This is a genomic window from Paraburkholderia terricola (assembly GCF_003330825.1).
GTDB lineage: Bacteria > Pseudomonadota > Gammaproteobacteria > Burkholderiales > Burkholderiaceae > Paraburkholderia > Paraburkholderia terricola.
In genome coordinates this window covers 2,115,262-2,134,376 of sequence record NZ_CP024942.1, presented here as the reverse complement: position 1 = coordinate 2,134,376, position 19,115 = coordinate 2,115,262, and the positions used below count along the sequence as shown (strand labels likewise).

Here is a 19,115-nt window from a genome sequence, read left to right as displayed (position 1 = left end):
AATACGGCTCGATGCCGTGGTGGAAGGCATTCTCGTTGTTTTGAACTGGTTTCACGAGAGCATGGGTGTCATTTGTTTAATGCTGTTTGGGCATGGGTTTGTTGGCGGTTTGGGGTAGGCGTGTGCTGGCGCCGACGTAAACCTGACCTACCCGGGAGACGATAGCGGCTTTTGCCCGCAATGCTGACTCAGGAGCAGGCAGTGAAATCAAGGTATTGGCCAGGCGCGGGACAGCGGTGCGTGAAATAGCGAGTCAAACAGGCTTATCGCGCAACACTCACTATCTGAGGAACAAGCAGGCTAGCCGTTACAGCCAGCGTGAGCCGCGAGCAACGAAGCTCGCCCCGTTCAACGACTATCTGCTGGAGCGCGTCGCCGCCGCGCGGCCGCACTGGATTCCGGCAACGAGTCATGCGCCGTGAGGCAGCTTACAACGCCAACCAAAAAAACAGCATCAACCTACCCCGGCCGGTCCTCGTCATACTCGGTGCGCACGCCTTTGGGCAACCACGGTTCCTTGTGGCAACACCACAATTCATACGTAGGTTCGTAGATACCCACATTGTCGAATGCGCCCAGCGGAAGGTCGAGTTCATCGTGGCCCACATATTCCATGAAGGCCACCGAGCCGCAGACCGGGCAAAAATATCGCCGCCCCAGCTCGGAGCTTTGCCAGGCCTGGGTCTGTCCGGTGAACCGCACGGCGTCGCGCGCAAAGATCGCGTAAGCGCCGAACGCGCTGCCGTGCACGCGCCGGCAGGTCATGCAATGACAGAGGGAAACGCGCGTCGGCGCGGCGCTCACACGAAAACGCACGGCGCCGCACGCGCAGCCGCCGGTTTGTTCCACGGGTTCGGTATCGGCATTCATCGCTCATCCTCGGTTGATCGTTCACACGACAACGCATGACGGCATGCGTCGCCGTCGACGATCGAAGCATGGCACGTTCCCGCACCGCCATGTCGCCGGGCGCGCTAAAGCCCCGCGTCGGAAGCGGAGCTGGCCTTGGCCCCGAGCCGCTCACTGGCCGCCGCCCGCGTGGGAAACGTCGCGAACGCCGAATACTCGCGATCCAGATACGCGGCTGCCTGTTCGAGCAGGAATTGCCGGAACACCTTGCAAGTCGGCGACAACTGCTTGGCCCGCAGATGCACGATCTGCCAGGTGCGTTCGATCGGCGTGCCGTTCACATCCAGCAACGCGATTTCTCCGGTGCGCAATTCCAGCAGCAGCGTGTGCAGCGAAATCAGGCTCACGCCCATCCCCGCCATGACCGCCTGCTTGATGGTTTCGTTGCTGCCGAGCGTGACGACCTTGGCGGGCGTGAACAGATGCTGCCTGAACATTTCCTCCGCGGCCATGCGCGTGCCCGAGCCGGGCTCGCGCAACAGGAACGTGTCGCCGCGCAGTTCCTGCAGATCGAAGCGCCGCGCGCCGCACAGCGGATGCGTCAACGGCGCGATCACCACTTGCGGATGGTAGGCGAGCGGTTCGGTGGTGGTGTCGAGTTCCGGGGGCGGGCGCCCCATGATGGCGAGGTCGATCGCGTTGTCCTGCAACATGCGCAGCAGCGCGTCGCGGTTGCCGACCGAAAAATGCACGTCGACCTTCGGATACAGGTGCGAATACAGCGCCAGCAGCTTCGGCGCGAAGTACGTCGCCGAACTGACGATGCCGACCGCGATCGAGCCGGTGTCGGCCTGCTTCAACGAGGTCATCGCATCCTCGGCATCCTTGATCTCGCCGAGAATCCGGCTCGCGTGATGCGACAGTTTTTCGCCCGCCTCGGTCAGCGTGAGTTTGCGCGCGATGCGCTCGAACAGGCGCATGCCGACCGCTTCCTCCAACTGATGAATCTGCATCGACACCGCCGGCTGCGTCAGATGCAGTTCCTCCGCCGCGCGCGCAAAGCTCGTATAACGGCTCGCGACGACGAAGATCTGCAACTGACGCAAGGTGAGCGAGCGGATGAAATTCACGTTGGCGGGACTCGCTGTGAAATGCGTTGAACGCCGTGCGCAATGCGCCGATGGCAAGGACTAAACCCGAGAACAACCCGAGAACAACGCGCTAGCGGCTCGCCCGCGGCGCGTTGGACGGATTCACCGGCGCGGCCGGCGCACCGGGCGCATGAGGCGCATTGGGCGGCGGTGACAGTTTGCGCAACACCGCCTGAAAGCTCAGCGTCTCCGTCCGCAACGGGTGCGTGAAGTCGTTGTTCGCGCCGGGAATGTCGGTGCGAATCAACGCCACCTGCCCCGGCAGCGAATCGGCGATCAGGAACGTGTAGCGCTTGCCGACGTACTGAGCGAAGCGTTCCGCATTGGGGTCGCCGAGATACGGCTGCACGACGATCTGCTGCGCCTTCACGGGCTTGCCGCCGATCTGGCTCGTCACCGTCTCGATGCGCGGGCCCGCCGCGAGCGCGAGCCGCAAACGCTGCTGGAAGTAGCGCCGCTGGCCGCCCGTCAGATGCTGCATCTCGGTGATGTCGCGCTCCAGGAAATAGATGATCACCGGGTTGCACTGCAAGCCGGCGTTCGGCAGCGGCACGCCGCCGCTTTTGTCCGAGACCTGCGCGTCCCCTTTCGCGTTGTCCTTGCTGACCACCAGCACCTTCACGACGTTCGCGCTCTGCGCCGGCTGTTCCGAAGTCAGCACCGTATAGTCGAGCTCGGTCTGCGCCTCGATGCCGCGCAGATGATCCGTCGTGAAGATGAGCTTTTCGGCGGGCGTGATGTCGTCGGTGCCGGCCGCGCGAGCGCCGGCCGGCAGCATGCAGACAACGCACGCGGCGACCATCACGCGTGCCGCGATCGCCCAGGGCCGTGCGCGGCGCAACGGCCGCGGCGCGCCCCTCATGGCGACGCATCCGCGGGCTTGCCCGCGGGCGCGTCGATGGGCTTCAGAAGCGGCACCTGGTAGCTGGTGAGGATCTTGTCGATCTTGTCGTGGTTCGCGCCGATCCATTGATCGACCTTGTCCTTCCACGCCTTCTCGCCATAGCGCACGCCCATCGAGATCGCATAGTCGAAGCGGATGCCGGGCGAGGCCGGGAACGGCACCAGTTTCACCGTGTCGCCGGAGCGCGTCGCGAAGTAGCCCGCGATCGGCCCCCACAGGAACACGACGTCGACATTGCCCGCCTTCAGATCATGTTCGATCATCTGGCCGGGATACTCCTGCGGGTCCCCGCTTTGCACCTTGTAGGAGACCGCCTGATCGATCAGGTTGTGCGCGAGCAGCCAGTCCACCGCGGGTGTCTGCGAGAAAATGCCGAAGCGCAGCTTGTGCAGTTGCTCGGGCGGCAGCTTGAGCAGATCGTCCGGCGTATTGATGCCGGCCAGCTCGGGCCGCTTGGTGAACACCATCGCATACGTGGAGCGCAGATAAGGCTGGGTCGTCGAGGTCATGTCGTAGCCTTTCGGCACGCCGATGATCAGGTCGCATTTGTATTGCTCGGTGTTCGGCACCTTGTCGCGCAGCGTGTGGCGCACGAAACCCATGCGCTGCGGAAAATACGTGTACTCCAGCTTGTAGCCGAAGTCGCTCGCCATCTGGCTCGCGATCCGGTTCTCGTAGCCCTCGCCCTTGCTGTTGGACAGCGGCATGTTGTTGGGGTCCGCGCAGACCCTCAGCACGCCGTCGGCGCCGTCGTTATTGGGTAGCGCGCCGCCCTGCGCCTGCACCGCGGCGCTCGCCAGCGCGGCGGTGCAGAGCGTGGCGGCCGCGAGCACGACGTGAGCGGGCATTCGTTTGCCATGACGCATCGAAAACCTCCGAAGGAATTGCGGCACGGGCATTACTTCGCGTCGATGGCCTGCAGATCGCCCGGCTTGATCTGGCCGTCGGAGCGCCCTTTCAGATAGGCGTAGAGATTCTCCCAATTCTTTTGCATCATCTGGCTGGTACTGAAGTCGGGCATACCCTTGTCCACCCGGCCGCCAAATACAGTGCGATGAAATTCGTTCTTGTCGATGGTCTTGAGCCCCTCGATCAGCGACGGACCCACCATCCCCTCCTGCTTCGCGCCGTGACAGCGTTCACAAGCGAGCGCACGCCACGTCTTCCATCCTTGCAGCGTGTTGCTGTCGACCTTGCTGCCGTCGACCACCTTGTACGCCACCTGGGCAATCGCGGGATTGGTCTGGGCGTACGTCACAGGCAGCACGACGAATAAGGCGGGCACTGCCGCCCGCAACAAGATTGATCGGCCTTTCATGCACATGTCTCCTTGAATAATGGCCGCGCCCCGATGCGTTTCATCGACGCATCCGCGAATGGGCGCGGCTCAGGTCACTCGTAAGACCGAAGCCGCCGCGGTCCGCGCCCTCGTTGCGAGGGCGCGCCGGCCGCGCGCTTCGGTTTGATGCGGCGCGTCAGCCGTTGCCGCCCGGAATGGCGAACACGAACAGCGTGCCGCCCAGCGCCGTGTACTTCGCGAGGTCGCGATAGCCGCCGACCGCGCCCAGCCCTTCGGTGGACTTCTCGAGGCCCGCCGCCATGCCGATGCCGGCCCAGCCGCCAATGCCCGAGTAGACGCCGACGAACTGCTTGCCTTGATACTCGTAGGTGAACACGTTGCCGATGATCCCCGACGGGGTCTTGAAGCGCCACAGTTCCTTGCCGTCCTTGATGCGAACCGCCTTGATGTAGCCTTCGAGCGTGCCGTAGAAGGCAATCCCGCCGGCCGTGGCGAGCGCGCCGGACCACACCGAGAAGCGCTCCGGCTTGGACCAGACGATCTTGCCCTTCGCCGCGTCCCATGCGATGAAGTTGCCCATCGTGTTGCTGCCCTTCGTGCCGGGGTACATCGAGAGCGTGGCGCCCACATACGGCTGACCGGACACGTAGTCCACGTCGAACGGCTCGTAGTCCATGCAGACGTGATTGGTCGGCACGAGGAACAGGCTGGTCGCCGGATCGAACGCCGCGGGTTGCTGGTCCTTCGAGCCGAGCGCCGCCGGGCAGATGCCCTTCACGTTATGATCGGAACCCGCCGCCTGCGTCGAATACGCCGCTGCGCGGATCGGCAGACCGCTCTTGATGTCGACGCGTTCCGCCCAGTTCACCGCCGGGTCGAACTTCTCGGCCACGAGCAGTTGTCCGGTCTCACGGTTCAACGTATAGCCGAAGCCGTTGCGGTCGAAGTGAACGATGGCGGGCACCTTCTTGCCGCCGATCGTCAGATCGGACAGGATCATTTCGTTGACGCCGTCATAGTCCCACTCGTCGTGGGGCGTCATCTGATAGACCCATTTGGCTTCGCCGGTATTCAGGTCGCGCGCGAAGATCGACAGCGACCATTTGTTGTCGCCCGGTCGTTGCGTCGGATTCCACGTGCCCGGATTGCCGGTGCCGTAGTAGACAAGATTGAGCTTCGGGTCCCACGCATACCAGCCCCACGTGGTGCCGCCGCCCAGCTTCCACTGATCCCCCTTCCACGATTTCAGCGACGAGTCCGCGCCCACCGGCACCATCTTGCCGTCGGCATAGGTCATCGTCTTGTCGGGGTTCAGCAGCATTTCCTTGTCGGGACCCGTGCTGTATGCGGTCCAGACCATCTTGCCGCTCTTGATGTCGTAGGCGATCAAACGCCCGCGCACGCCGAACTCGCCGCCCGAAATGCCGGTCAGCACCTTGTCGCCGAATACGTGCGGCGCGTTGGTGTTGGTTTCACCCGCCTTCGGATTGCCGTTCTGCGCGGTCCAGACCACGTCGCCGGTCTTGGCGTTCAGCGCGACGAGCTTGGTGTCGGCCTGTTGCAGGAAGATCTTGCCGTCGCCATACGCCAGCCCGCGGTTGACCGTGTCGCAACACATCACGGACACCACCGATTCGTCCTGCTTCGGCTGGTATTGCCAAATGAATGTCTGATCCTTCAGGTTGATTGCGATGACCTTGTTGGGAAACGGCGAATGGATATACATCGTGTCGCCGATGACGAGCGGCGCGCCTTCATGGCCGCGCAGCACGCCGGTGGACATGGTCCATGCGACCTGTAGCTTGCCGACGTTGCTTTCGTTGATCTGCTTGAGCGGACTGTAGCGGTGATTCGAATAATCGCCCGCCTGGGCAGCCCAGTTAGATGGATTTTTGATGAGCCCGTCCAGTTGCGGATCGGCGTGTGCAACGATAGAGCTGAAGGCTGCCGATGCGAGGATCGAGAGCCCAAGAACCATGGTGCGTAAGTTCATGTCTCCTCCAGAATTGTCTTGCTGTTCAACTCACGAATGACCCACGCTACCTCGTCGCACTGCGCGCGCCTTCCTCAATGCGGGTAACGATCAAGCGCCCTTTCCCGATTCGACGTCGGGCTTTGCGGCGCATGAAGCCCCAACGCATATTCCATGCCGGAAGAAAGCGCGCTTCACGGTATTCGCGGCCACAAGCTCGTTGGCATACGCCGCGCGGCGCGCGGGGCTCCTTCGGCGCGCTCGCGGTCACACGCGTCGCGATGCCGCGGTGTCACGGCGTGACCGCCTGTGCCGAACGACGCGGAACATACTGTGTCACTTCCGGGATAGCCGTCGCATGCGTCACCTGCCTGGCGCGCGAATGCGCGGTGAATCGGCCGCGCGCATTTGCCTTGCACGTCTTGCATTGCCGCGCCTGTGCCGTCTTGCGATGGCAACGCGGACGGCAAGGCGAAGCTGGCGCGCAGCTTGCGGCGCTGACTGGTTCCATCACGCGCGGAGCAACGGTCATGGCAAACACGGAAAAGGTCTATTCCGACGACGAGATCCAGCAGCGCCTCGTCGGTCCGCTACAGCACTGGTATCTGGAGGACGGCTGGCTGCGGCGCAAGTATCGGACGGAAGGCTGGAAGGGAACGTTGATGGTGGTGAACGCGGTCGGCCACCTCGCGGAAGCCGCCTGGCATCACCCGGATCTGACGGTTTCCTATGCGTTCGTCATCGTGAAGCTCAAGACCCACTCCGCGAAGGGCATCACGGACAAGGACTTCACGCTCGCCGAAAAAATGGAATCGTTCATTCAGTGGCAGCCGCGTCTGGAGGGCGGTGCGCTGGAAGGCACGCCCACCGACGACCAGCGCTTCCGCTATATCAAGTACGACGCGCCGAAACCCGCGCAAGGCGGTTGAGCGCGATACCCGGAAGCGATGCCACGCGTCGTGCGCCGCCACGGTGACACTGTGCCCCTGTGGCGGCGCAAAGCGCGGCACCTCCCGCCTGGGAAAGGCCGCGCCGTTCTCTCCATGCTTGCGGCGCAAGGCCCGCAGTGAACCTCGTGTGCAGCCTTGCCGCCGGCCACCGCATTCGCCTGGTACGGCTTCTGCTTGACGTCACCCGGCACACCCCGTTCGCCCTATTCGCCTGGTTGCGCGGCCGTCCGCAAGACGGCCACGCAACGAGATCCGCTCAAGCACACACGAGGACATCCGCGATGCAGCTTCAGTTTCGCCGCCTTCCGCCGCAGGCCGTCGTGACGGTCGATGCTCCCGCGCGCCTGCATCTGGGCTTTCTCGATCCGAACGCGTCGCTCGGGCGCGCGTTCGGCAGCGTCGGCCTCGTCATCGACGGACATGGCACGCGGCTCGAAGCGCGCGTCGCGGACCGCGACCGCATCGACGGCGCGGTGACGGAAGCCGAGCGCGAGCGCATCGCGACCTGTCTTGCGCGGCTGCACGCGGCCTACGATCCCACCCCCGTCGCCATCGACGTCGCGCATATTCCGCGCGCGCACACCGGCCTCGGCTCGGGCACCCAACTCGCGATGGCGGTCGGCACGGCCTTCATTCGTCTGCTCGGCCACAGCGCGACCAGCACCGAGCTTGCGAGCCTGCTGGGGCGCGGCGCACGCTCCGGCATCGGCATTCTCGGATTCGATTCGGGCGGCCTGCTGGTGGACGGCGGCCCCGCCGGCGAACTGCGCTCGGGCGTGCCGCCGCTGCTCGCGCGCCAGCCGTTTCCCGAGAACTGGCGCGTGCTGCTCGTGAGCGACAACTCGCGCGAAGGTTTGCACGGCGCCGAAGAACGCCGCGGCCTCGCCGCGCTCGCGCCGTTTCCGCAAAAACTCGCCGCGCATCTTTGCCACCTCCTTCTGATGAAGATTCTGCCCGGCGCCGCCGAGCGCAATATCGTGCCGTTCGCGCATGGGCTGACCGAGATGCAGCAGACCATCGGCGAATATTTCGCGCCGGTGCAAGGCGGCGTGTTCGCGAGTCCCGAGGTCGAGCGCGCGTTGCGCGCGGTGGCCGCGCAGCGGACCGCGGGTATCGGTCAGACATCCTGGGGACCGACGGGATTCGCCATCGTCGCGAGCGCGGACGACGCCGAACGCGCGCTCGCCACCGCGCGCGAGGCGACGCGCGGCATGCCGCACATCGAATGCACGATCGTCGCGGGACGCAATCGCGGCGCGACGATCCGCTCCGCCGAAGCGCGGCAGCCGCGCAGCGACGCCGCATGACGCCGCGCGGCCCGATCCGGCTAGCCGCGGCGCGGCTCACTGCAACGCGGCTCACGGCGGCGCGGCTCACGGCGGCGTGGCCGGCCGCGAAGCCCGCGGCGTTCATCGTCATCGCGCAAGCGACGCCAGGTGACGCTCGATTGCCAGGCCGCATTTGCCCCGCCGCGCTCGCCTCGCCGCAGCGCCACTCACTTATCGACGTCCGCGCAAGCGCCCGCACGGGTGCCTTGCGCCGTCCACGAGATCGCCACTAAAACGAGCCTTCCGCCATGTCCGACACCACCGAAAAGCCCGCAGAAAGGCCCTATATCCTGCACATGTTCACGGCCACGCCGCAGATGAGTCCGTTCGACGTGAACATGGCCGCCGACGCCGGCTACCAGGTCATCGTCCCGTATTGCAGCGTCGATCAGGGGATGATCGCGAACCTCACGCAAGACGCGATCTTTTCGCGCGGCCCGAAGGGCGTGTCGCGCACCGGCATCTTCATCGGCGGGCGCGACGTGATGCTCGCCGCCGACATGCTCGACACCGCGCGCCGCGCGATGGTCCCGCCGTTCGAGGTCTCGGTGTTCGCCGACCCGAGCGGTTCGTACACGACCGCGGCCGCGCTCGTCGCGCTCGTCGAGCGGCATTTGAGCAAGGCCTATGGCATGGAGCTAGGCGGCAAGCGCGTGCTGATTCTCGGCGGCACCGGCGCGGTCGGGCGCGTGGCGGCGGCGATGGCGGCCTCGCTCGGCGCCGACGTGTCGATTGCGAGCCATGCCGAGCAGGCGCGCGCCGTGCGGGTCAGCGACGAAATCAACCAGCGCTTCGGCATCGTCACCAAGGGCATCAGCACGGCCACGCCGGACCAGTTGCACGCGGCGCTGGGCGAGGCCGAGATCGTGCTCGCCACCGCCATCGCGGGCGTTCAGGTGGTGAGCGCCGCCGACCTGGCCCACGCGAAACATCTGCTGATCGCCGCCGACGTGAACGCCGTGCCGCCGGAAGGCATCGCGGGCGTCAACGTGATGAACGACGGCAAGCCGATCGAGGGCGTGCCGAACGCGGATGCGATCGGCATCGGCGCGCTCGCGATCGGCAACGTCAAGTATCAGGTCGAGCACCGGCTCTTCATGCGGATGCGCGCGGGCGGCAAGCCGGTCTACCTGGGTTTCCCCCAAGCGTTCGACGAGGCCCGCGCCGTCGCGGCCGGCCTCGAATGAGCGCGCGCGATGTCACGCCCGGCACGCCGCTCTGCGCCATCATGAACTCGCGCCCGACGCTTGCGCATGCGCCCTTCGTCGCGGTGGCCGGGCTGTCCGCGCGAATGCTCGCGCAGTCCGCCGCGCGCGCGGGGCTGCGCGTCGTCGCGCTCGACGTATTCGGCGACCGCGACACGCGCGAGGCGTCCGAGTTGTGGTTCGACATCGGCGGCGGCCCGCTCACGATCGACGGCGCCAAGCTCGTCGACGCGCTCGCGCGCGTCGCGCGCCTGCCGCACATGCTCGGCTGGATCGACGGCAGCGGACTCGAACCGTTCGTCGCGCAACTGAGCCGCGCGCCCGGCTTGCCCCGCTTCATCGGCAATCCGCTGGAGGCCAGCGTCGCGGTGCGCGAGCCGCAACGGTTCTTCCCGCTGCTCGACGCGCTGCATATTCCGCATCCCGAGGTCTCGTCCACGCGACCGGCCGTCGCGCAAGGCTGGCTGCTCAAGCGCGCCGACGGCTGCGGCGGCACGCACATCGAACCGGCCACGGCCTCGCGCGATGCGCCGCTGCCCGCGCAAGCCTACTTCCAGCGGCGGCGCAACGGCCGCTCGCTGTCGGCGCTGTTCATCGGCGCTCGCGGCGGCGCACGCCTACTCGGCTTCGCCGAACAATTGACCTGCACGATGGGCGATCTGCCGTTCGTGCATGCGGGCTCGATCGGTCCGATCGATCTGCCGCCGCGCGTCGCGGCGCGCGTGCGCGAAGCCATCGAGGCGCTGTGCGAGCGCACCGGCCTGACGGGCATCAATAGCTGCGATTTTCTGCTCGACGGCGACACCTTCGAACTCCTGGAAATCAACGCCCGCCCCTCGTCCACGATGACGCTGTACGAAACCGCGTCGCCTCACGCGTGGCCGCGCGGGCTGCTCGCCTGTCATATCGACGCATGCCGCTACGGCCGCCTGCCGCCCGAACCGCTCGCGCCCGCCTCGTGGCGCGCCGGTCAGCAGGTGCTGTTCGCGCCGCATCCGTTCACCGTCTCGCAGGCGTTCAGCGATGCGTGCCTGCACGACCCCGCCTGCCGCGACGTGCCGATGCCCGGCACCTGGATGGAAGCGGGCCAGCCGGTCTGCACGCTGCTCGTGCGCGCGGCATCCGTGAGTGGGGTGCGGCAAGCGCTGGAGCGGCAGCGCGCGCTGGTCCTCGAACGAATCGAAACCTGCCATGAACCCGACTATGCCTTCATCCAGTGCCATTCCTGATGCATCGTCGCAGCCCTCCGGCGCGACGGCCGCGCCATTGAGCGTCAACGCGCTGAGCGAGCGGCTCGTCGCACGGCTGGTCGGCGACGCGGCGCGCCTCGGCGTGGCGCTCACGCGTACCGACGACGGCACCGTGCTCGCGGACGCGGGTATCGCCGCGCCGGGCAGCGTCGCCGCGGGCGTGCTGATCGCGCGCATCTGCATGGGCGGTCTCGGGCACGTCGCGGTGCGCACGAATTTCGACGCGCATCCGCTCTGGCCCAGCATGATCGACGTGCGCACCTCGTCGCCGGTGCTCGCGTGCCTCGGCAGCCAGTACGCCGGCTGGAGCCTTTCCGCGACCAAGGAGCAGACCGGCGGCAAGAAGTTCTTCTCGCTCGGTTCGGGCCCGGCGCGCGCGCTCGCAGTCAAGGAGCCGCTGTTCGCCGAACTCGGCTACAAGGACGCCCACGAGCGCGGCGTGCTGGTGCTCGAAGTCGATCGCTTGCCGCCGCAAGTCGTGATCGACAAGGTGCTGCGCGACTGCGGCCTCGCCCCCGACCGGCTGACGCTGATCATGACGCCGACCCACTCTGTCGCCGGAACGGTACAGGTGGTGGCGCGCGTGGTGGAGGTTGCATTGCACAAAACGCATGTGCTCGGCGTGCCGCTGGATGAGGTCGTCGAGGCCGGCGGCTCGGCGCCCTTGCCGCCGCCCGCGCCCGACGGCATTCAGGCGATGGGCCGCACCAACGACGCGATTCTGTACGGCGGCCGCGTCCATCTGACCGTCAAGCACGATGCGGCGGCGCAGCAGCTCGCCGCCGAATTGCCGGCTTCGAACTCGCGCGATTACGGACGGCCCTTCGCGGACATCTTCACGTCGTTCAACTACGACTTCTATCAGATCGATCCCGCGCTGTTCGCGCCGGCCGAAGTGTGGGTGAGCAGCCTCGAAAGCGGCGCGACGTATCACGGCGGCGCGCTCAACAGCGCGTTGCTGCACGAACAATGGGACGGCCAACCATGACGCTGGCGCTGCCCGATCCGAATCCGGTCAACGCGCACGCGAACCTGCGCATCGCGATTATGTGCGACGAAACCGGCTGGCACACCGGGCGTCTGAAGAAGGCTTTCCGCGCGCGCGGCGCCGAAGCGCGCTGCATCGACCTCGCGGATTGCCGGATCGACACGACGTGGGAGCCGCATGGGCTGGTGCTGCCGGGCTTCGGCCGCACGCTGCCGGATGCGGTGTTCGTGCGCGGCATCGCGGGCGGCACGTTCGAGCAGGTGACGCTGCGTCTCGGCATCCTGCACGCGCTGCGCGAATCCGGTGTGCCGGTCTACAACGACGCGCGCGCGATCGAGCGCAGCGTCGACAAGTCGATGACCAGTTTTCTGCTGCACCGCAACGGCGTGCCGACACCCGCGACATGGGCCGGCGAATCGGCTGCGTTCGCGCAGCGCGTGTTGATGCGCGAAGCGGCCGCGGGCCGCCAGATCGTGTTGAAGCCGCTGTTCGGCTCGCAGGGCCACGGACTGAAGCGCCTGGGCGCGAGCCGCGCGCGCGGCGGCGCGTTGGCGCCGCTGCCCTCGCTCAAGCCGTATCAGCAGGTGGCTTACCTGCAACGCTACGTCGACGGCGGTCGCAGCGGCTTCGATTGGCGCGTGCTGGTGATCGGCGGGCGCGCGGTGGCGGCGATGCGCCGTATCGGCGGCAAGGGCTGGATTCATAACTTCGCGCAAGGGGCCGAGTGCCAACCGGCCGAACTCGATTTGCCGCTTGCGCAAACGGCGATCCGCGCGACGCATGCGCTGGGGCTCGACTACGCGGGCGTCGATCTGATTCCCGATCCGCGCGATCCGGCGCGGCCGCTCGTGCTCGAAGTCAACGGCGTGGCGGCGTGGCGCGGCTTGCAGTCGGTCACGCCGGTCGACATCGCGGCGGCGCTCGTCGACGATCTGCTCGACCGCAAACTCGCCGACGCGCGCCGCGAACTGGCGCAAGGCGGCGATTCCGCCGTCGCGACGCTGCCCGGACGCCATGCCTGAGCTGCTTTCCGCCATTGCCCCCGAACGCGTTCGCGCGGCTTTTCTCGCGGCATGCCGGCTCGACGTGGAGACGCCCAAGCCCGGCAATGTCAGCGTGCAAAGCGAAGGACACGGGATGAGCGCGGCGCAGTTTCTCACCAGCGCCGAGGTGGCCGCCGACGCGCTGCTCGCGCCGGGCGCGCGAGTCGGCTCGCGCATTCTCGATGCGGTGACGCGCACGCGCGAGGCGGTCGGCTGTAATACGAATCTCGGCATTCTGCTGCTCGTGGCGCCGCTTGCCGCCGCGCTAGAGGAAACCACGCTGCCGTTGTCCGCGGATGCCTGGCGCGCCGCCACCGAGCGCGTGCTCGCCCGGCTCGATCTCGACGACACACGCCTCGCGTACCGCGCGATCGCGCTCGCCAATCCTGGGGGCCTGGGCGACGCGCCCGAGCAATCGGTTCATGCCGCGCCCACGGTCGGCCTGTGCGACGCGATGGCGCTCGCCGCCGGGCGCGACAGCATCGCGCGTCAGTACGCGAACGGCTTTTGCGACATCTTTGAAACCGGCCTTGCGGCGTGGCGCGACGCGCATATCGCCAGCGAGACCACCAACCAAACCCCCGCGCAAACCGCCACCCTCAACGTATTCCTCGCCTTCCTCGGCGGCTGGCCCGACTCACACATTGTGCGCAAGCACGGTGTCGCACTGGCGCAGAGTGTCACGCGCGCCGCCCGCGAACGACACACCGAATGGCGGCGAACGCTCGCCCTATCACCGCAAAAACCGCCCACCCCATCGCTCGATACGTGGGATGCCGAACTGAAGGCCCGAGGAATCAACCCCGGCACCAGCGCGGACCTGACGGTGGCCACGCTCTTCGTCGCCGGCTGCCTCGAAGCTCACCGCGACGCGCCTATCGAGCCGCGCGGACCTCGCACTGGCACGGAACATGTTAGTTAGTGCCACCGTGCATCAACACGCCGCTCTGCGATCGCGGACCAGGATCGTTGCGGCGGCGGACTTCAGCAAGCCCCTACCCCACTCATCGGAGGAATAGAATGGCCAAGATCAACCGCGTCCTGATAGGCGAGTCGCTCGTCGGCGACGGCAACGAGGTCGCGCACATAGACTTGCTGATCGGACCGCGAGGTTCGGCTGCAGAAACCGCGTTCTGCAACGCGCTTACCAACAATAAGGATGGCTTCACTTCGCTTCTGGCCGTCGTCGCGCCTAACCTGCTCACCAAACCGAACACGATCCTGTTCAACAAGGTGACGATCAAGGGCGCCAAGCAGGCGGTGCAGATGTTCGGCCCCGCGCAGCACGGCGTCGCGCTCGCGGTCGCGGACAGCGTCGAGGACGGCACGATCCCGCAGGACGAGGCCGACGACCTGTTCCTGTGCGTCGGCGTCTTCATTCACTGGGAGGCGGACGACGACAAGAAGATCCAGCAGTTCAACTACGAGGCGACGCGCGAGGCGATCAAGCGCGCCGTCAACGGCGAACCCAACGCCGCCGAGGTGGTGGCGAAGAAGAGCACCGTCGCGCACCCGTTCGCACCTAACTGAGAATGCGCGGCAGGTTTTGTGTGGAGAGAGCGAAGGCCCGCCCCGCGGGTCTTCGTCACGTTGGAAGGTTCTACCCGAGGCATGAGATGAGCAAACGATGTCGTGCGCTGGTGGCCGGCGCCTGTCTCGCACTCGCGGGACCGCTCGCCTGGGGCGCCGGCGATGCGCCGGGCGCGGCGGCTCCGGCAGGCGGCTTCAATTACCCGACGCAGGGCCGCGTCGAATACGTGCTGAGTTGCATGGACGACAACGGACACGACTTCGCGAACGTCTACAAATGCTCGTGCGTGATCGACAAGATGGCCGCGGCGCTGCCTTACGACGATTTTGTCGATCAGTCCACGTTCTCGAAGTACGCGACGCTGGGCGGCGAAGGCGGTTCGGAGTTTCGCGTCGACCACGCCAAGGCGCAAACGAAGAAATTCCGCGCGCTGCAAGCAGAGGCGTATCGAAGCTGCGGGTTGGCGTCCGACAAGACGGCGGCCTCGAAGTGACGTGAAGGTCTGGGGTCGATGCGTGATGTCGATGCGTGATGTCGATGCGCGAGGTCGATGCGTGACGTCGATGGGCGAGATCAACGCGTGATGTCGATGCGCGAGATCAACGCGTGATGTCGATGCGCGAGGTCAACGCGCGAGGTCGATACGCAACCTCAACGCGTGACGTAACGTGCATAACGCCAACGCCCGACGCGAGCGAACGACGCCCTGTGCGCCGACGCCCTGACCAGCGGCGCACCTACCCGCACCCTCTACACGGCGGCCACGCGATCCGCGCCGCGCCGCCGCGCCAGCCGTTCAATTCGGAATCAGCCCTTTCCCCAGCGAAGCGTAGCTGTCGAGCCCCGCATCGAGCCCGGAACCCGTCGTCGCCAGATCGCTGCGTTGCCGTTCGATCCGCACGCCGACCGCCGCCACGTCGTCGAATTTCGCCGGCTTGGCGAGCGACACGCGCACCCAGTGCGCGCCGAAGTCGGTAATCAGCAATCGCGCGACCGCTTCGGCAAGCGCCTCCAGCAAGCGCACGCCGTGCGCCGCGAGCAGCGCATGCAGCGCCTCGCGCACCGCCGCGTAATTGATCGTATCTTCGATGCGATCGGTCGTGCAGGCGCGAATGGACGGCACCCCGATCGCGAGATCCATGCGGATCGGCTGCAACACATGCTGCTCGCTGCTGTCGATACCGATGATCGTCTGTCCCACGAAATTTTCGATGAACACGATGTCCATGCGCCCGGACGACGCGCCCGCCGAGGGCGCGTCGCGCCGCGCGGCCGGGCTTGACGCGTCGGCGTCGGCGCGGGCGCCGGAGAAACGGGCGAGACGAACGGTGTCGATACGATCCATGATGTGCTCCGCCGCGGCGCGGCAAGTGGTGGAACAGGTGAAGTCAGGTGTAATGGAACGGAATGCGGGACAGTTCAGCCAGGGCGCGAAGCAATCTGCGCCGCGCCTGCAACACGCTCCCGCGTTCGGCTCCGGACGCGGCGCATGAAAAACGCATGAACGAACGCACAATCGAACGCACATTCGAACGCATAAGCGAACGCACAGGCACGCCACAAGCAGCCGCACCGAAGCCCTCCCCCGATAAAAGCAAAAATCGGGCGCGCCGTGCACAAGTAATGCGACTCCGTATTGATCGCAAACGTCATCGAGCGTAGAGTTTTAAGACAGCCTGACATCAGGACCGGTTTTCAGTGCGCATGCGGACGTCAGAATTCGCGGCGCAGGGGATGACAGTATCGATAAAAGCGGCGCTCGCGGCACGCTTAGCAAAGTGCCCGAATTGACGCAACGGAGACAAACCCCATGTCGTTGCTTGCTGATAGCAGTCTGCACGTCCGAGAAGTTCTGAACGTAGTCAATCATCAATTGGCGACGCGTCCAACGAGCGAACCCGTCGCTCAATCGTGGGCGCGCTGCATGAACGAGTTTCAGCTCGACCCTTCACGCTTTGTCACGCCCCCGATTCTCACCGAGTACGAACTGAGTGAACGCCGCGAGGCGCTCGGCGATCTGATCGCGTGCTCGAAGCTCGAGATGACCACGCTCTATCAGCAACTGGCCGATCCCGAACTCGCGGTGGTCCTCGTCGACGCCGGCGGCGTGATCGTCCATCAGGTTTCGTCGGTGCCGTTCGCCGAAGCGGTCGCGCCCGACGGCTTTCGCGTGGGCGCCCTGTGGAGCGAGCGCGAGGCGGGCACCAACGGCATGGGCACCTGTCTCGCCGAACGCGACTGCATCGCCGTCTGTCAGCACGAGCATTTCTATCCGCGCTATACGTCGCTCACCTGCTCGGCCGCGCCGATCTTCGACGATAGCGGCGAGATTGCCGGCGTGCTCGACGTGACGAGCCGCTCCAAGCTGTTGCAGCAGCACTCGCTGGTGCTGGTGGGCATGTCGCGGCAAATGATCGAAAACCGCTTGCTGGACTCGCGTTACCGGCATGCCAACATGATTCACTTCCATAGCCGCCCGGAATTCGTCGGCACGCTGCACGGCGGCAAGCTCGCCGTCGCGGACGACAGCACCGTGCTCGCCGCGAACCGCAGCGCGCTGTTCCAGCTCGGCTTTCGCAGCTTGAGCGAATTGCGCGGACGGCGCATCGAGGAAGCCTTCAACGCCTCGCTCGAAGACATGATCGCGCGCAGCATTCGCGGCTCGTTCCATCCGGTCACCGTCTACAGCGCGAACGCGACCAACCGTTTCTTTCTCGTCGCGCAGACGCCGCAGAACCGCGCCGGGCGCGCCACTCGCGTGGCGCTCGCCAGTCCCGTGCCGCGTGCCGCGCCGCCCGAAAAGCGCCCGCCGCCCGCCCGGCTCGACGAAATCGCGCATCTGGAATTCGGCGACCCGCGCATGGCCTCGCAAATCCAGCTTGCCGCGCGCGTGATTCAGCGCAAGATCCCGATCGTGATCAGGGGCCAAACGGGCACCGGCAAGGAAGTGTTCGCCCAGGCGCTGCACAGCATCAGCCCGCACTCGGCCGGCCCGTTCGTGCCGGTGAATTGCGCGTCGTTGCCGGAGAATCTGATCGAAAGCGAGTTGTTCGGCTATCGCGCCGGCGCGTTTACCGGCGCGCAGCGCGAAGGGCGTCGCGGCAAGATCGTGCAGGCCAATACCGGCACGCTGTTTCTCGATGAAATCGGCGACATGCCGCTCGCGTTGCAAGCGCGGCTCTTGCGCGTGATCGAGGAACACGAGGTGACGCCGCTCGGCGCGGAAACGACCGTCAAGGTCAATTTTCAGCTCATCAGCGCGAGTCACCGCAATCTGCTCGAACTCGTGCATGGCGGGCAGTTCCGCGAGGATCTGTATTACCGGCTCAAGGGCGTCGAACTGAACCTGCCGCCGCTTTGCGAGCGGCTCGACAAACTCGCGCTGATCCACCATCTGCTGGAAAACGAATCCGGCGACGACGAACCGCCCGAGTTGACCGCCGAGGCCGAACACGCGCTCCTGACCTATGCGTGGCCCGGCAACATTCGCCAGTTGCGGCACGTGTTGCAAATGGCGATCGCGCTCAGTGACGGACAACCGATCCGCTGCGTGGACCTGCCCGTCGAAATCACGCAGCGCGCGCCGAGCGTCGGCATGCCGTCGGCGCCGAACGTTGCCGCCGCGGAGTTCGAAGCGCATCTGACCGACGACGCGGACCTCTCCGCGCTCAACGCGATCCAGTTGAACGAGCGCGAAACCGTGCTGTCGCTGCTCGACGAGCACCGCTGGAACGTCAGCAACGTCGCGAAGGCGCTTGGCATCAGCCGCAACACCCTGTACCGGAAGATGCGCCGGCTGCATATCCGGCTGTCGCACGACGGCACGCCGCTCGATGGCGCGCCGCCCGACGGGTCGCCCGACGGGTCGCCCGACGATCCGTCCGATGGCATGCCGTACAACGGATCGTCGCCCGCCGCTGCCGCATGACCCAGGCACCCGCGCGTCACCTCAACGAGTTCAAGCCCGATGCGCGTTTTGCGTGGTGCGTGACCGGCTCCGGCCATATGATCGAGGAGTCCATCGCGCTCGCGCTCGAACTGCCGCGCGTGGACCTCTTTCTGTCCGCGGCCGGCGAGGAAGTGCTGCCGCTTTACGGCTGGCCGCTGCCGAAGCTGCGCAAGCATTTCCGCGTGCTGCGCGACAACAGCGCGAGCGGCGTGCCGGTCGGCATGCTGTACCACGGCGTCTATCACACGGTGGTGATCGCGCCCGCCACCAGCAACACCGTCGCCAAATGCGCGTTCGGCATCTCCGATACGCTGCCCACCAACATGTTCGCGCAGGCGGGCAAGCAATGCATTCCGGGCATTGTGTTTGCATGCGACACCGAACCGACCGTGATCACGCAAAGCCCGAACGAATGGGTGGAACTGCGTCCGCGGGCGATCGAACTCGACAACGTCGAGCGCCTGTCGCGCTTCGAATATACGACCCTCGTTCGCTCGCTGGACGAGCTGAAAGCGGCGCTCGGTGAACGCTTGTCGACGCTCGATCTGGTATGAAACGACCCCCACGCTCCCTGCGGTCGCTGCCCCCCCGAGGGGGCGTCAGCACGCTTGGGGCGGCCCGGCGCGTACTTGAAACGACCCCCATGCTCCCTGCGGTCGCTGCCCCCCGAGGGGGCGTCAGCACGCTTGGGGCTG

General features: G+C 66.1%; 18 protein-coding genes and 1 pseudogene. 12 read left to right on the top strand and 7 right to left on the bottom strand.

Annotated elements, in window-relative coordinates:
- Nucleotides 1–180 precede the first annotated feature (180 nt).
- Nucleotides 181–407, top strand: a pseudogene (locus CUJ90_RS28140) (IS21 family transposase); the annotation flags it as partial.
- 52 nt (nt 408–459) lie between these two features.
- Here CUJ90_RS28140 and CUJ90_RS28135 read toward each other — a convergent pair.
- From CUJ90_RS28135 to CUJ90_RS28110, 6 genes are all read right to left on the bottom strand, one after another.
- On the bottom strand, nt 460–870 hold the full coding sequence (locus CUJ90_RS28135) for a GFA family protein (protein ID WP_083081019.1): 411 nt from the start codon (nt 868–870) through the stop codon (nt 460–462).
- A 104-nt stretch (nt 871–974) separates the two neighbouring features.
- Nucleotides 975–1,979 (bottom strand): LysR family transcriptional regulator, encoded by a 1,005-nt coding sequence (locus CUJ90_RS28130; protein ID WP_073427452.1) that lies wholly within the window; start codon nt 1,977–1,979, stop codon nt 975–977.
- Nucleotides 1,980–2,070: 91 nt separating this feature from the next.
- Entirely contained in the window at nt 2,071–2,862 is a 792-nt protein-coding gene (locus CUJ90_RS28125) for a hypothetical protein (RefSeq protein WP_422879711.1), read from the bottom strand.
- Nucleotides 2,859–3,770, bottom strand: coding sequence for a quinoprotein dehydrogenase-associated putative ABC transporter substrate-binding protein (locus CUJ90_RS28120; RefSeq protein WP_186814035.1), 912 nt, complete (start codon nt 3,768–3,770; stop codon nt 2,859–2,861). Before CUJ90_RS28120 ends, CUJ90_RS28125 begins: the two co-directional genes overlap by 4 nt.
- Nucleotides 3,771–3,802: 32 nt before the next feature.
- The gene (locus CUJ90_RS28115; protein WP_073427451.1) at nt 3,803–4,222 is read right to left on the bottom strand and encodes a c-type cytochrome; all 420 of its coding nucleotides are present in this window, start codon (nt 4,220–4,222) and stop codon (nt 3,803–3,805) included.
- Between the two features lie 157 nt (nt 4,223–4,379).
- Nucleotides 4,380–6,182, bottom strand: coding sequence for a methanol/ethanol family PQQ-dependent dehydrogenase (locus tag CUJ90_RS28110; protein WP_227470583.1), 1,803 nt, complete (start codon nt 6,180–6,182; stop codon nt 4,380–4,382).
- 524 nt (nt 6,183–6,706) lie between these two features.
- Between CUJ90_RS28110 and CUJ90_RS28105 the strand changes: the two genes are divergently transcribed.
- The 9 genes from CUJ90_RS28105 to CUJ90_RS28065 all read left to right on the top strand — a co-directional run bounded on the left by CUJ90_RS28105 (nt 6,707) and on the right by CUJ90_RS28065 (nt 14,964).
- On the top strand, nt 6,707–7,105 hold the full coding sequence (locus CUJ90_RS28105; protein ID WP_073427448.1) for a 4a-hydroxytetrahydrobiopterin dehydratase: 399 nt from the start codon (nt 6,707–6,709) through the stop codon (nt 7,103–7,105).
- A 302-nt stretch (nt 7,106–7,407) separates the two neighbouring features.
- Entirely contained in the window at nt 7,408–8,433 is a 1,026-nt protein-coding gene (locus CUJ90_RS28100; protein ID WP_114164320.1) for a beta-ribofuranosylaminobenzene 5'-phosphate synthase family protein, read from the top strand.
- Nucleotides 8,434–8,702: 269 nt separating this feature from the next.
- Complete coding sequence (locus tag CUJ90_RS28095; RefSeq protein ID WP_073427446.1) at nt 8,703–9,641, top strand: NAD(P)-dependent methylenetetrahydromethanopterin dehydrogenase; 939 nt, start codon at nt 8,703–8,705, stop codon at nt 9,639–9,641.
- 41 nt (nt 9,642–9,682) lie between these two features.
- The gene (locus tag CUJ90_RS28090; RefSeq protein ID WP_114164716.1) at nt 9,683–10,888 is read left to right on the top strand and encodes an ATP-grasp domain-containing protein; all 1,206 of its coding nucleotides are present in this window, start codon (nt 9,683–9,685) and stop codon (nt 10,886–10,888) included.
- Complete coding sequence (mch, locus tag CUJ90_RS28085; RefSeq protein WP_422879710.1) at nt 10,851–11,897, top strand: methenyltetrahydromethanopterin cyclohydrolase; 1,047 nt, start codon at nt 10,851–10,853, stop codon at nt 11,895–11,897. Before CUJ90_RS28090 ends, mch begins: the two co-directional genes overlap by 38 nt.
- Nucleotides 11,894–12,919 carry an ATP-grasp domain-containing protein gene (locus CUJ90_RS28080; protein WP_114164318.1) on the top strand — a complete coding sequence of 342 codons (1,026 nt, stop codon included), beginning with the start codon at nt 11,894–11,896 and terminating at the stop codon, nt 12,917–12,919. Before mch ends, CUJ90_RS28080 begins: the two co-directional genes overlap by 4 nt.
- Nucleotides 12,912–13,862, top strand: a complete 951-nt coding sequence (locus CUJ90_RS28075) for a triphosphoribosyl-dephospho-CoA synthase (protein ID WP_114164317.1) — start codon at nt 12,912–12,914, stop codon at nt 13,860–13,862. Before CUJ90_RS28080 ends, CUJ90_RS28075 begins: the two co-directional genes overlap by 8 nt.
- A gap of 98 nt (nt 13,863–13,960) precedes the next feature.
- The gene (gene fae, locus CUJ90_RS28070) at nt 13,961–14,470 is read left to right on the top strand and encodes a formaldehyde-activating enzyme (protein ID WP_073427442.1); all 510 of its coding nucleotides are present in this window, start codon (nt 13,961–13,963) and stop codon (nt 14,468–14,470) included.
- Nucleotides 14,471–14,556: 86 nt separating this feature from the next.
- Entirely contained in the window at nt 14,557–14,964 is a 408-nt protein-coding gene (locus CUJ90_RS28065) for a hypothetical protein (protein ID WP_073427441.1), read from the top strand.
- A gap of 303 nt (nt 14,965–15,267) precedes the next feature.
- Here the strand turns inward: CUJ90_RS28065 and CUJ90_RS28060 are convergent, their stop codons facing one another.
- The gene (locus CUJ90_RS28060; RefSeq protein ID WP_083081038.1) at nt 15,268–15,816 is read right to left on the bottom strand and encodes a dihydroneopterin aldolase; all 549 of its coding nucleotides are present in this window, start codon (nt 15,814–15,816) and stop codon (nt 15,268–15,270) included.
- A gap of 465 nt (nt 15,817–16,281) precedes the next feature.
- On the opposite strand from CUJ90_RS28060, the gene CUJ90_RS28055 reads away from it, so the two are divergent.
- Together CUJ90_RS28055 and CUJ90_RS28050 are read left to right on the top strand one after the other, a co-directional pair.
- Nucleotides 16,282–18,399, top strand: coding sequence for a sigma-54-dependent Fis family transcriptional regulator (locus CUJ90_RS28055; RefSeq protein ID WP_114164316.1), 2,118 nt, complete (start codon nt 16,282–16,284; stop codon nt 18,397–18,399).
- Nucleotides 18,396–18,974, top strand: coding sequence for a flavoprotein (locus CUJ90_RS28050; protein ID WP_073427438.1), 579 nt, complete (start codon nt 18,396–18,398; stop codon nt 18,972–18,974). The genes CUJ90_RS28055 and CUJ90_RS28050 overlap by 4 nt, the downstream gene beginning before the upstream one ends.
- The last annotated feature ends 141 nt before the right edge of the window (nt 18,975–19,115 follow it).

What these genes read in the sequence shown, in the direction of transcription:
- CUJ90_RS28135 (WP_083081019.1), bottom strand. Translation starts at nt 870, where the DNA reads ATGAATGCCGATACCGAACCCGTGGAACAAACCGGCGGCTGCGCGTGC.
- CUJ90_RS28125 (WP_422879711.1), bottom strand. Translation starts at nt 2,862, where the DNA reads ATGAGGGGCGCGCCGCGGCCGTTGCGCCGCGCACGGCCCTGGGCGATC.
- CUJ90_RS28120 (WP_186814035.1), bottom strand. Translation starts at nt 3,770, where the DNA reads ATGCGTCATGGCAAACGAATGCCCGCTCACGTCGTGCTCGCGGCCGCC.
- CUJ90_RS28115 (WP_073427451.1), bottom strand. Translation starts at nt 4,222, where the DNA reads ATGAAAGGCCGATCAATCTTGTTGCGGGCGGCAGTGCCCGCCTTATTC.
- CUJ90_RS28110 (WP_227470583.1), bottom strand. Translation starts at nt 6,182, where the DNA reads ATGGTTCTTGGGCTCTCGATCCTCGCATCGGCAGCCTTCAGCTCTATC.
- CUJ90_RS28105 (WP_073427448.1), top strand. Translation starts at nt 6,707, where the DNA reads ATGGCAAACACGGAAAAGGTCTATTCCGACGACGAGATCCAGCAGCGC.
- CUJ90_RS28100 (WP_114164320.1), top strand. Translation starts at nt 7,408, where the DNA reads ATGCAGCTTCAGTTTCGCCGCCTTCCGCCGCAGGCCGTCGTGACGGTC.
- CUJ90_RS28095 (WP_073427446.1), top strand. Translation starts at nt 8,703, where the DNA reads ATGTCCGACACCACCGAAAAGCCCGCAGAAAGGCCCTATATCCTGCAC.
- CUJ90_RS28090 (WP_114164716.1), top strand. Translation starts at nt 9,683, where the DNA reads ATGAACTCGCGCCCGACGCTTGCGCATGCGCCCTTCGTCGCGGTGGCC.
- mch (WP_422879710.1), top strand. Translation starts at nt 10,851, where the DNA reads ATGAACCCGACTATGCCTTCATCCAGTGCCATTCCTGATGCATCGTCG.
- CUJ90_RS28080 (WP_114164318.1), top strand. Translation starts at nt 11,894, where the DNA reads ATGACGCTGGCGCTGCCCGATCCGAATCCGGTCAACGCGCACGCGAAC.
- CUJ90_RS28075 (WP_114164317.1), top strand. Translation starts at nt 12,912, where the DNA reads ATGCCTGAGCTGCTTTCCGCCATTGCCCCCGAACGCGTTCGCGCGGCT.
- fae (WP_073427442.1), top strand. Translation starts at nt 13,961, where the DNA reads ATGGCCAAGATCAACCGCGTCCTGATAGGCGAGTCGCTCGTCGGCGAC.
- CUJ90_RS28065 (WP_073427441.1), top strand. Translation starts at nt 14,557, where the DNA reads ATGAGCAAACGATGTCGTGCGCTGGTGGCCGGCGCCTGTCTCGCACTC.
- CUJ90_RS28060 (WP_083081038.1), bottom strand. Translation starts at nt 15,816, where the DNA reads ATGGATCGTATCGACACCGTTCGTCTCGCCCGTTTCTCCGGCGCCCGC.
- CUJ90_RS28055 (WP_114164316.1), top strand. Translation starts at nt 16,282, where the DNA reads ATGTCGTTGCTTGCTGATAGCAGTCTGCACGTCCGAGAAGTTCTGAAC.
- CUJ90_RS28050 (WP_073427438.1), top strand. Translation starts at nt 18,396, where the DNA reads ATGACCCAGGCACCCGCGCGTCACCTCAACGAGTTCAAGCCCGATGCG.